Origin of the sequence: Streptomyces sp. CB00455, assembly GCF_001905445.1 — a bacterium.
GTDB lineage: Bacteria > Actinomycetota > Actinomycetes > Streptomycetales > Streptomycetaceae > Streptomyces.
On the sequence record NZ_LIVQ01000006.1, the window covers coordinates 1 to 11,171 of the forward strand.

Sequence of the window (11,171 nt, forward strand, 5' to 3'; positions counted from 1 at the left end):
TTCTTCGCTTTCGCGCTTTCCCTTTCCGGCGAGTCCGACTCTATCAGAAGATTTCCACCGGATTTCTCCGGCTTGGGATCCTCGAATGGTGAGTCGATTGTGCCCCTCGGGAATTCAATTCCACTGTGGGGGCGAGAAAGACCTTAAACCATCGCTGCCGAACTTGTCCAGTTCGAGGCAACCGTTCGAATCTACCTCCCCGCTCGCTCCGTGTCAACGGCCTTCGCGGGACAGACGAGGAGACTAGCAGCTCGGTCGGCCGCCGCGCACATCAGGCAGCCGCCACGCACATCAAGCAGCGGTGGGGAGGGTCGCCGAGCGGTCGGCGGCTTCGACATCCCCGGTCTCGCCCGCGCGGGAGGCCCTGCCGCCCAGGACGAAGACGTAGAGCAGGAAGGCGGCCTCGGCGGCGACGCCGATGGTGATGCGGGCCCAGGTGGGGAGTCCCGACGGGGTGACGAAGCCTTCGATCAGGCCCGAGACGAAAAGGACGACCGCGAGCCCGACGGCCATGCCCAGAGCGGCGCGGCCCTGTTCGGCGAGGGCGGTCCGGCGGGTGCGGGGGCCCGGGTCGATGACCGTCCAGCCCAGGCGCAGGCCGGTGCCGGCGGCGACGAAGACCGCCGTCAGTTCGAGCAGGCCGTGCGGGAGGATCAGGCCGAGGAAGACGTCGAGACGGCCGGCGGAGGCCATCAGGCCGATCCCGACACCGACGTTGACCATGTTCGTGAACAGGATCCACAGGACCGGGATCCCCAGGAACGCCCCCAGGACCAGGCAGATCGCCGCGGCCTGGGCGTTGTTCGTCCAGACCTGGGCGGCGAAGGAGCTCGCCGGGTGGCTGGAGTAGTACGTCTCGTACTCGCCGCCCGGCTGCGTGAGCGCCTTCAGTTCCTCCGGCGCCGCGATGGCGCCCTGGACCTCGGGGTGCGTGGCTATCCACCAGCCGATGAGCACGCCGAGAGCCGTGGAGAGGAGCGCCGTCGGTATCCACCAGCGACGGCTGCGGTAGACCGCCGCCGGGAAGCCGGCGGTGAAGAAGAGGGCAGCGTCCCGCCAGCCGGCCCGGCGGGTGCCCGTCACCATGGCGCGGGCCCGGGCCACCAGCTGGGTCAGTCGGCCGGTGAGCACGGGGTCGGGGGCGCTGGACTGCACGAGGGACAGATGGGTGGAGGTGCGCTGGTAGAGGGCGACGAGTTCGTCCGCCTCGGCACCGGTGAGCTTGCGACCGCGGCCCAGCAGCTGCTCCAGCCGGTCCCATTCGGCGCGGTGTGCCGTCACGAAGACGTCGAGATCCATCCGGTTGCCGCTCCCCTGACCCAGTGCCCCTGCTATTGCCTGTTCCTCGTGTGGTCAGCTTGGCAGACTGGATGCCGAAGGGGCGGGCCAGGTCACGTGAAAGGTGCTGCGGTGAGCGATCTGGTGACGGGGGACGCGGTCGTCCTGGGATTGCGGCCGGCGAGGCTGCCGAGCCGGGCACTGGCGATCGTCCTGGACCTGGGCGTCTACCTCGCCGGGTACCTGATCCTGTCGATCGGGCTGACCCTCGCTACCGCCTCGCTCGACGACGCGGCGCAGGCGGCCGTCCAGGTGGCGAGCTTCGTGCTGCTGCTGGTCGGCGTGCCGATCGCGGTGGAGACGCTCACGCACGGGCGCTCGCTGGGCAAGCTCGCCTGCGGGCTGCGGGTGGTGCGGGACGACGGCGGACCGATCCGGTTCCGGCACGCGCTGGTGCGCGGCTCCATGGGAGTGGTGGAGCTGCTGATGACCTTCGGGGCCGTGGCGTGCATCGCCTCGCTGGTGTCGGTGCGCGGGCGGCGGCTCGGGGACGTCTTCGCCGGGACCCTGGTGATACGCGAGCGGGTGCCGGGAGCTCGGGTGATGCCGGTGCCCCCGCCGCCTCCGTGGCTGGCCGGACGGTTCTCGGGGCTGGACCTGTCGGCCGTGCCGGACGGGCTGTGGCTGGCGGTACGCCAGTACCTGACGCGGATGGACCAGCTCGACCCGCAGGTGGGTGCCGCGCTGGCGGCGCGGCTCGCGGACGATCTCGTGGCGCGGACGGGGGCGCCGCCGCCGGTGGGGGTGCCGGCCGCGGCGTTCCTGATGGCGGTGGTGCACGAGCGGCAGTCGCGGGAGGCGGCCCGGGCGTTTGCGGCCGCGCCCGCGCACGTGGCGCCTGGGGGGCCCGTGGCGGCTGCGGCTCCCGGAGCGGCTGCGGCTCCCGCGGCTCCCGTGGCGCCTTTCGCCCCGGCGCCCCCGCCGGCCCCCGCCGCATCCGCACCCGCGCCTGCCGCGCCGATGCCCGTCGCGCCGATGCCCGCCGCGCCCCCGCGTGCGGGCGGGTTCGCGCCGCCTGCCTGAGGGTCCGCCGCTACTCCTCGAACGTGGAGGGCGGGGTCTCCAGGTGTTCGAGTTCGATACCCGGCGCGGCGAGGACCACGTCGCCTGCGATGTGGACGGTGTGGACCTCGCCCGTGTCGAGGGCGCTGACCTGGTACTCGTCCACCAGGAGCGGGCCGCTGTCCGTGGGGTGTTCCTGGCGCGCCAGCAGGGCCCAGGCCTGGTCGACGGTACGGGGGGCCAGTACCGGGTCGGTCAGGGAGAGGAGCCGGACGCGGGTGGCCGGGGCGCCGGGGGTCAGGCGCAGCAGGCGGGCCGTGGCGACGAGGAAGGCCGGTGAGGTGCCGGTGAAGCCGGGGGCGTGGACGTTGCCCTCCGTGGCCTCGGCGCCCGTGGGGTCGGTCCGGACCCAGGTGACGCCGTGGATCGCGGCGCCGCGGACCTGCCAGCCGGAGGCGTTCACTTCGAGGCGGATGGGGCGGCCGAGTTCGTCGACGGCGAGGTCGACCGAGCCCCGGTGGTCGCCGTTCGGGGCCGTCCGCTGCGCGACGTAGCGCCAGCCGGAGGGGCCGGGGGCGCAGTGGAAGTGCTCCTCCCCGAGGGGCGTGTGGTCGTGCGGGTCGTGGAGCGAGTAGCGGCCGCGTGGCATGGCGGGCACGTTTCTACGAGGAGGGTCTCGGTACGGGGCAGGCCCCCGGCGGGGTGCCGGGGGCCTGCCTGAGGCGCTTGCGGATCCGTGGGGATCAGCGGCCGGGGATCAGTAGCGGTAGTGGTCCGGCTTGTACGGGCCGTCCACGTCCACGCCGATGTAGGCGGCCTGCTCGGGGCGCAGGGTGGTGAGCTTGACGCCGAGGGCGTCGAGGTGGAGGCGGGCGACCTTCTCGTCCAGGTGCTTGGGCAGCACGTAGACGTCGGTCGGGTACTCCTCGGGCTTGGTGAAGAGCTCGATCTGGGCCAGCGTCTGGTCCGCGAAGGAATTCGACATCACGAAGGACGGGTGCCCGGTCGCATTGCCCAGGTTCAGCAGACGGCCCTCGGAGAGCACGATCAACACCTTGCCGTCGGGGAACTTCCAGGTGTGGACCTGCGGCTTGACCTCGTCCTTGACGATGCCCTCGACCTTGGCCAGACCGGCCATGTCGATCTCGTTGTCGAAGTGGCCGATGTTGCCCACGATCGCCTGGTGCTTCATCCTGGCCATGTCCGAGGCCATGATGATGTCCTTGTTGCCCGTCGTGGTGATGAAGATGTCCGCCGTCTCCACCACGTCGTCCAGCGTCGCGACCTGGTAGCCGTCCATCGCCGCCTGCAGCGCGCAGATCGGGTCGATCTCCGTGACGATCACCCGGGCACCCTGACCGCGCAGCGACTCCGCGCAGCCCTTGCCCACGTCCCCGTAACCGAAGACGACCGCGACCTTGCCGCCGATCAGGACATCGGTGGCCCGGTTGATGCCGTCGATCAGCGAGTGGCGGCAGCCGTACTTGTTGTCGAACTTCGACTTCGTCACGGCGTCGTTCACATTGATCGCCGGGAAGAGGAGCGAGCCCTCGGACATCATCTCGTAGAGGCGGTGGACACCGGTGGTGGTCTCCTCCGTCACGCCGCGGATCTCGGACGCCAGCTGCGTCCACTTCTGCGGGGACTCACCCAGGGTGCGGTTCAGGAGGGTGAGGATGTGCGCGTATTCCTCGGAGTCCGCGGTGGACGGGTCCGGGGCGGCGCCGGCCTTCTCGAACTCGACGCCCTTGTGGACGAGGAGGGTGGCGTCGCCACCGTCGTCGAGGATCATGTTCGGGCCGCCGGTGGGGGTGTTCGGCCAGGTCAGCGCCTGTTCCGTGCACCACCAGTACTCCTCCAGCGTCTCGCCCTTCCAGGCGAAGACGGGCACGCCCTGCGGGTTCTCCGGGGTGCCGTTCGGGCCGACCGCGATGGCGGCGGCCGCGTGGTCCTGGGTGGAGAAGATGTTGCAGGACGCCCAGCGGACGTCGGCGCCGAGGGCGACGAGGGTCTCGATGAGCACGGCCGTCTGCACGGTCATGTGGAGGGAGCCGGTGATGCGGGCGCCGGCGAGGGGCTGGGCCTCGGCGTACTCGGCGCGGATCGACATCAGGCCCGGCATCTCGTGCTCGGCGAGCGTGATCTCCTTGCGGCCGAAGGCGGCGAGGGAAAGGTCTGCGACCTTGTAATCCATGGGTGCTGCTCCTCATGGGTCGAGAGGGTGGGTACGGCTGGGCCGTGCGCCGTCCGGGAGACGGGGCACCGAGCACAGTCCGTCGCGGGGCCCTCTCTCCCCCCGGCCGGTCGCGAGGACCGCCCGACCGCCATCAGCAGCGACGCCTGACACTGATGTCGAATCTACACCGATCGGCGCGGCGTGCCCCAGTCAACGCAAGAGCCGGTCGCGATTTCGGCGGATCGTCCGCCGGGAAATGCGTGGTCCCGGCCGTGCCGTCCGTGTCCTCGGTGGTTGTCAGTGGTCCTCAGTGGCCGGTGCCACCGGGGACCTTGGCCGGGTCGGGGCCCGCGGCGGCGGCCTCGGGCTTGTAGATGTCCGGCTCCAGGTAGATCACCCGGGCGATCGGGACGGCCTCGCGGATGCGTGTCTCCGCGGCGTTGATGGCATTTGCCACCTGGGCGGCGCTGTCGTCGTGCTGCACCGCGATCTTGGCGGCGACCAGCAGCTCCTCCGGGCCGAGGTGCAGGGTGCGCATGTGGATCACGCCGGTGACGGTGTGGCCGTCGACGACGGCGGCCTTGATCTTCTCCACCTCTTCGGTGCCGGCGGCCTCGCCGAGCAGGAGGGACTTGGTCTCCGCGGCCAGGATGAGCGCGATGACGATCAGCAGGATGCCGATGCACAGGGTGCCGATGCCGTCCCAGACGCCGTTCCCGGTGCCCAGCGCGAGGCCGACGCCGGCGAGGGCCAGGACGAGGCCGATGAGCGCGCCGAAGTCCTCCAGGAGGACGACCGGCAGCTCGGGGGCCTTGGCGCGCTTGACGAACTGGCGCCAGGTCAGGTTGCCGCGGGTCTCGTTCGACTCCTTGATCGCGGTGCGGAAGGAGTAGGACTCCGCGAGGATCGCGAAGACGAGGACGCCGACGGGCCAGTACCAGTGCGTGATCGCGTGGGGCTCGTGGATCTTCTCGTAGCCCTCGTAGATGGCGAACATGCCACCGACGGTGAAGAGCACGATGGAGACGAGGAAGGCGTAGATGTAGCGCTCGCGCCCGTACCCGAAGGGGTGCTGCGGGGTCGCCTCGCGCTGGGCCTTCTTGCCGCCGAGGAGGAGCAGCCCCTGGTTCCCCGAGTCGGCCAGCGAGTGGACGCTTTCCGCGAGCATCGAGGAGGAGCCGCTGAAGAGGAACGCCACGAATTTGGCTGCAGCGATGGCGAGATTGGCGGCGAGTGCCGCCACGATCGCCTTGGTACCGCCCGACGCGCTCATGGATGCAGGGTGTCCTTCCTAGCCACTGTCTACCGGCCGCACATTGTTGCAGCTACCCCGAAGACGCCGTGTCAGACGACCACGGTGGCACGGAAGACAGTGCCGCTTCCGGACAGTTCGGCCTTTTCGCCCGCCGGTACGAAGACGGACCCGCCGGGGGCGAGGGTCAGTTCGCCGACGCGCGGGGATCCGGCCGTGCAGAGCAGGATCTGCGGGGTGTCCTGCGGCAGCACGCGGGAGGTCCCGCCGGGGGCCAGGAGGAAGCGGGAGAGCCGGAACTCGTCGATGGGGGCCTCGTAGACCTCCTCGACGTCTCCCTCGGGGCGGAGCACGTGCGGGTCGCCGGACTCGAACTTCACGATCTTCAGCAGTTCCGGCACGTCCACGTGCTTGGGGGTGAGCCCGGCGCGCAGGACGTTGTCGGAATTGGCGAGCAACTCGACGCCGAGGCCCTGGATGTAGGCGTGCGGGACGCCCGCGCCGAGGAACAGCGCCTCGCCGGGCCGCAGTCGGAAGTGGTTGAGCAGCATGGCGGCGATGACGCCCGGGTCGCCCGGGTAGTCGTGGACCAGCGAGGCGTACGGGGCGTACGGGCCGCCCAGGCGCTCGGCGGCGGCCGCGGTCTCGGTGACGGTGCGCGCCATCTCCTCGCGGTCCGCGGTCAGTACGGCGGTGAGCACTTCGCGCAGCGCCGCGTCCCCGGGGCGGGCCCGCAGCAGGTCCGCGTACGGCTTGAGGGAGTCGACGCCCAGTCCTTCGAGCAGTTCGGCGGCCCGCCACGGGTGGCGGAAGCCGCACAGTCCGTCGAAGGGGGTGAGCGCGCAGAGCAGCTCGGGCTTGTGGTTGGGGTCCTTGTAGTTGCGGTGGGCCGCGTCGACGGGTATTCCGCGGCGCTCCTCCTCCTCGTAGCCGGCCCTGGCCTGGGCGAGGTCGGGGTGGACCTGGAGGGAGAGCGGGGCGCCGGCGGCGAGGAGCTTGAGGAGGAAGGGCAGCCGGGGACCGAAGCGGGCGACGGTGGCGGCGCCGAGCTCGCCCTCGGGATCGGCGGCGATGGCGTCCGACAGGGCCGTCTCGCCGGCGCCCCGGTCGAGGCGGGAGGGGGCGCCCGGGTGGGCTCCCATCCACATCTCTGCCTGGGGCTCCCCGGTGGGTTCGACGCCGAGGAGCGTGGGGATGGCGGTGGTGGATCCCCAGGCGTAGGGGCGGATCGTGTTCGTGAGGCGGTCCATCGTCGTCTTCCTGGATAGGGCTGGGTACGGGTGCGTACCTCAGCCGTGTCCGCCGGAGGCCAGCGCCAGGTAGGCGGTGGCGAAATCCGTGACGGCGAGGAGTTCGGCGAGTTGTTCGAGCTCCACGCCCTCCTCCGGTTCGAGCTCGCTGATGGCCGTGTCGTGGCTGAGGGCGAGCTCGCGCGCGGCGGGGGCGGCGGTGAGACCGCCCGCGGGCCGGTCGCGCAGCAGGACGACGCGGGCGCGGAGGGCCTGGGGTTCCTCGACCCGGTCGCGGAAGAAGTCTTCGGGATCGCCGCCGGCGGCGAAGGAGCCGGCGAGCAGGACGCCGTGGGCGGGCAGGGCCTCGGGCAGCGCCGCGGACAGGGCGGGGCGGCCGGCGAGCTCGGCGAGGGTGGCGGCGAAGCGGCGGGCGGCGGGGCCGGCTCCGGCGCCCTCGCTCCAGATGAGCGGGAGGGAGTCGGCCAGCTCGGCGGCCAGGGTCTTGGCCGGGTTGGAGTAGGTGGCGATGGCGGGTCCGCACCGTTCGGCGGTGCGGTCGAGCCGGTCGGCGACGAGCTGGAGGGTGTCGGGCGCGGCACTGACCAGGCCGACCCGGTCGAGGAGCACCAGCAGCGGAGTCAGCAGGGCCCACAGGGCGCCGGGTCCGGCGGCGGCGGACTCGTCGTACTCCTGGTACGGAGCCTTGGCCATCGGTACGAGGAGCCCGTGCGCGCCGTCCACGGCCTCGCTCAGCGGTGAGCGCTCGGGGGCGACGGCGACGACGGTGCAGCCGCGCCGGTAGGCCTGCTCGGCGAGGACGGCGAGGCCGGGCTCGGTGCCGTCGGTGGTGGCGATGAGCAGCAGGTCGACGGGGCCGGCCCAGCCGGGCAGCGCCCAGCGCAGTGCGCCGGCGGCGTGGGCGACGCCGGTGGGGTCGAGCCGGATGACCGGGGCGCTGGCGCCGGCGAGGGCGCCCAGCAGGTCGGCGACGCCGGTGGCGGCGGTGCCCGGTCCGGCGATCAGGACGGCGCGGGGCCTGCCGTCGGGGCGCAGGTCCGCGATGCCCGCCTCGGTGGCGTGCCGGGCGGCGGTGCGCACCCTGGCCCCGGCCTCGGCGGCGCCGCGGAGCAGCCCCCTGCGGTCGGCGCGCGCGAGGTCCTCCGGCGCGTCGAGGAGCGACTCGTCGAGCATGGCGGCCTCCGGCTGTTGGGTGACGGAACCAGTCTGCGCGTCTCGCGGTGCGGTGCGGTTCAGGCGGGGCGGCGGGCTTCGTCCACGAGGAGGACCGGGATGCCGTCGCGGACCGGGTACGCGAGGCCGCAGTCCTGGCCGGTGCAGATCAGCTCGGGGTCCGTCTCGGCGGCCGATTCGTCCTGGAGGGGCGAGTGGCAGGCGGGGCAGGCGAGGATCTCCAGGAGACCGGCTTCGAGCGGCATGGGGCGCTTCCCTTCGAACATGCGGATTGGGCGTGGTCAGCGTACCGCCGAGTCACCTGCGGTGCGGCCCGGTGGTGTCCTGTTCCCCGTCCCGTCGTGCGGGTGCGGCGCCGCGGCCGGGTCCGCGGCCCTGGACGGCGGCTCCGGCGGGCCTGCGGCTGCGGCCCGTACCGGCGCGCCGGACGCCGGCGGGGCCGGACCGGCCGTTGCCCGGCTGCTCCGGCCCCGCGGGCGTTCGTCAGGCGCGGATGAGCGCGAGGACCTCGTCGCGGACTTCGGCGAGGGTCTCGGCGTCGCTGGCCTCGACGTTGAGGCGCAGCAGCGGCTCGGTGTTGGAGGCGCGGACGTTGAACCACCAGTCCTCGGCGGTGACGGTCAGGCCGTCCAGCTCGTCCACCGTGACGCCGTCGCGGGCGCCGTAGGTCTCCTTGACGGCGGCCAGGCGGCCGGCCTGGTCGGCGACGGTCGAGTTGATCTCGCCCGAGCCGGCGTAGCGGTCGTAGGAGGAGACGAGGCCGGACAGCGGGCCGTCCTGGCCGCCGAGGGCGGCGAGGACGTGGAGCGCGGCGAGCATGCCGGTGTCCGCGTTCCAGAAGTCCTTGAAGTAGTAGTGCGCCGAGTGCTCGCCGCCGAAGATGGCGCCGGTCTTGGCCATCTCCTCCTTGATGAAGGAGTGGCCGACGCGGGTGCGGACGGGGGTGCCGCCGTTCTCGCGGACGACCTCGGGGACGGACCAGGAGGTGATCAGGTTGTGGATCACGGTTCCGGTGCCGCCGTTGCGGGCCAGTTCGCGGGCCGCGACCAGGGCGGTGATGGCGGAGGGGGAGACTCCCTGGCCGCGCTCGTCGACGATGAAGCACCGGTCGGCGTCGCCGTCGAAGGCGATGCCGAGGTCGGCGCCCTCGGACAGGACTCGCGCCTGGAGGTCGACGATGTTCTTCGGGTCGAGGGGGTTGGCCTCGTGGTTGGGGAAGGTCCCGTCCAGTTCGAAGTACATCGGTACGAGGTCCAGTGGCAGGCCCTCGAAGACGGTGGGGACGGTGTGGCCGCCCATGCCGTTGCCCGCGTCGACGACGACCTTGAGCGGGCGGATGCCGGTGAGGTCGACGAGGCCCTTGAGGTGCGCGGCGTAGCCGTGGAGGGAGTCCTGCTCGGTGATGGTGCCGGGGGCGGTGCCGGCGGCCGGGGCCGGGGCGCCGTCGTCGGACCACTTCTCGACCAGCTCGCGGATCTGCGAGAGCCCGGTGTCCTGGCCCACGGGTGCGGCGCCGGCCCGGCAGAGCTTGATGCCGTTGTAGCGGGCCGGGTTGTGCGAGGCGGTGAACATCGCGCCGGGCAGGTTCATGGAGCCGGAGGCGTAGTAGAGCTGGTCGGTGGAGCACAGCCCGATGAGGGTGACGTCCACTCCGCGGGCGGCGGCGCCGCGGGCGAAGGCGGCGGACAGGCCCGGGGAGGAGGGGCGCATGTCGTGGCCGATCACGATCGCCGGGGCACCGGTGACCTCGACGAACGCGGCGCCGAACAGCTCGGCCAGGTGCTCGTCCCACTCGTCCGGTACGACGCCACGCACGTCGTACGCCTTGACGATGTTCGAAAGATCTGCGGCCACTGCCTGCCCTCCTGAAGGTCCTGTGCGGTTCGGCGGCCAACCTACCCTGCCCCGAGCGGGGCTTTTCAGACGAACAGGACGTCAGGAGTCGGGGGACCGCAAGACGCGCAGGTGTCCGCGGCGGGTCTCGCCGGTGACGGGGCCGCCTTGACCGGATCCTCCCGCCTCGGCCGCGCGCTCGGGCGGCCGGGCCGCCTCGCGCACGGCGTTGGCGAGCGCTTCGAGGTCGTCGCCGCTGGGGCGCGACGGCGCGGAGCCGTCGGACAGGCGGACGACGTCCCAGCCGCGCGGGGCGGTCAGGCGCTCGGAGTGCTCGGCGCACAGGTCGTAGCAGTGGGGTTCGGCGTAGGTGGCGAGCGGGCCGAGGACTGCGGTCGAATCGGCGTAGACGTACGTCAGCGTCGCGACGGCAGGGCGGCCGCACGCGGTGCGCGAACAACGACGTACAAGGCTCACGACGTTGGACGGTACCGCACTCTTGACCGGGCCGCGACGACTGTCCCGCCGCTCACTCCCCCGTGTCGTGGCCCGGGCGGGTCCGTGCCGGGCGGCGCGGGCCGCACGATGCGTCTCCTACGGGCCCTGCGGCTACCCTGCGGGAGTGACCGACAGCCCGCTGCCGCCCTGTCCCGCCGAGCCCCCCGCCGGGGCCCCGGCTCCGCCGCGCACGCGCCGCCGGGACCGGCACGGGCGCGGGATGCGCGGTCCGGTGGCACCTCCGCAGGTGCCGCTGTCGGCGAGCCGGGCGGAGCTGTTCGGAGATCTCGTACGGGACTCCGTGGAGCGCCTGGAGCGTCGCTGGCCGCAGCTGGCCGAGGTGGAGTTCCTGGTCGGTGACGTGCCGGGGCCGCCGGGCGGCGCGGAAGGCGGCTGGAACGACGAGGCGGTGCCGCTGGGTGCGGTCTCGGAGGCCCGGGAGGGCCGGCCGGCCCGGATCGTGGTCTTCCGGCGGCCGGTGGACATCCGTACAAAGACGCGGGACGAGAAGGCTCTGCTGGTCCACGAGATCGTGGTGGAGCAGGTGGCGGAGCTGCTGGGCCTCTCCCCGGAGACGGTGGACCCGCGCTACGGGCAGGACTGAGGACCGGACCGGGCCCCTGCCCCCGGCCGGCGGGCGCCGGCGGGG

11 protein-coding genes are annotated in these 11,171 nt (G+C 72.5%); 2 read left to right on the forward strand and 9 right to left on the reverse strand.

Features of this window, described 5'->3' with window-relative positions; genetic code table 11:
- Positions 1 to 291 precede the first annotated feature (291 nt).
- Positions 292 to 1,299, reverse strand: a complete 1,008-nt coding sequence (locus AMK16_RS23550; protein WP_073918972.1) for a stage II sporulation protein M — start codon at positions 1,297 to 1,299, stop codon at positions 292 to 294.
- Positions 1,300 to 1,410: 111 nt separating this feature from the next.
- Here AMK16_RS23550 and AMK16_RS23555 point away from each other — a divergent pair, with 111 nt between their 5' ends.
- Positions 1,411 to 2,361 (forward strand): RDD family protein, encoded by a 951-nt coding sequence (locus tag AMK16_RS23555; protein ID WP_073918974.1) that lies wholly within the window; start codon positions 1,411 to 1,413, stop codon positions 2,359 to 2,361.
- 10 nt (positions 2,362 to 2,371) lie between these two features.
- Here AMK16_RS23555 and AMK16_RS23560 read toward each other — a convergent pair whose 3' ends face one another.
- The 8 genes from AMK16_RS23560 to AMK16_RS23595 all read right to left on the reverse strand — a co-directional run bounded on the left by AMK16_RS23560 (position 2,372) and on the right by AMK16_RS23595 (position 10,501).
- Entirely contained in the window at positions 2,372 to 2,989 is a 618-nt protein-coding gene (locus AMK16_RS23560) for a hypothetical protein (RefSeq protein WP_073918976.1), read from the reverse strand.
- Between the two features lie 108 nt (positions 2,990 to 3,097).
- Positions 3,098 to 4,534: an adenosylhomocysteinase gene (gene ahcY, locus AMK16_RS23565; protein ID WP_073918978.1), complete on the reverse strand. Its 1,437-nt coding sequence runs from the start codon at positions 4,532 to 4,534 to the stop codon at positions 3,098 to 3,100.
- A 289-nt stretch (positions 4,535 to 4,823) separates the two neighbouring features.
- Positions 4,824 to 5,789 carry a cation diffusion facilitator family transporter gene (locus tag AMK16_RS23570; RefSeq protein ID WP_073918979.1) on the reverse strand — a complete coding sequence of 322 codons (966 nt, stop codon included), beginning with the start codon at positions 5,787 to 5,789 and terminating at the stop codon, positions 4,824 to 4,826.
- A gap of 71 nt (positions 5,790 to 5,860) precedes the next feature.
- Positions 5,861 to 7,018 (reverse strand): mannose-6-phosphate isomerase, class I, encoded by a 1,158-nt coding sequence (gene manA / locus AMK16_RS23575; RefSeq protein ID WP_073918981.1) that lies wholly within the window; start codon positions 7,016 to 7,018, stop codon positions 5,861 to 5,863.
- 39 nt (positions 7,019 to 7,057) lie between these two features.
- Positions 7,058 to 8,191 carry an SIS domain-containing protein gene (locus AMK16_RS23580; RefSeq protein WP_073918983.1) on the reverse strand — a complete coding sequence of 378 codons (1,134 nt, stop codon included), beginning with the start codon at positions 8,189 to 8,191 and terminating at the stop codon, positions 7,058 to 7,060.
- A 59-nt stretch (positions 8,192 to 8,250) separates the two neighbouring features.
- Complete coding sequence (locus AMK16_RS23585) at positions 8,251 to 8,436, reverse strand: Trm112 family protein (RefSeq protein WP_073918985.1); 186 nt, start codon at positions 8,434 to 8,436, stop codon at positions 8,251 to 8,253.
- Between the two features lie 238 nt (positions 8,437 to 8,674).
- On the reverse strand, positions 8,675 to 10,045 hold the full coding sequence (locus AMK16_RS23590; protein WP_073918987.1) for a phosphomannomutase/phosphoglucomutase: 1,371 nt from the start codon (positions 10,043 to 10,045) through the stop codon (positions 8,675 to 8,677).
- Between the two features lie 81 nt (positions 10,046 to 10,126).
- Positions 10,127 to 10,501: a DUF3499 domain-containing protein gene (locus AMK16_RS23595; RefSeq protein WP_073918989.1), complete on the reverse strand. Its 375-nt coding sequence runs from the start codon at positions 10,499 to 10,501 to the stop codon at positions 10,127 to 10,129.
- Between the two features lie 145 nt (positions 10,502 to 10,646).
- On the opposite strand from AMK16_RS23595, the gene AMK16_RS23600 reads away from it, so the two are divergent.
- Entirely contained in the window at positions 10,647 to 11,126 is a 480-nt protein-coding gene (locus tag AMK16_RS23600) for a metallopeptidase family protein (protein WP_073918991.1), read from the forward strand.
- The last annotated feature ends 45 nt before the right edge of the window (positions 11,127 to 11,171 follow it).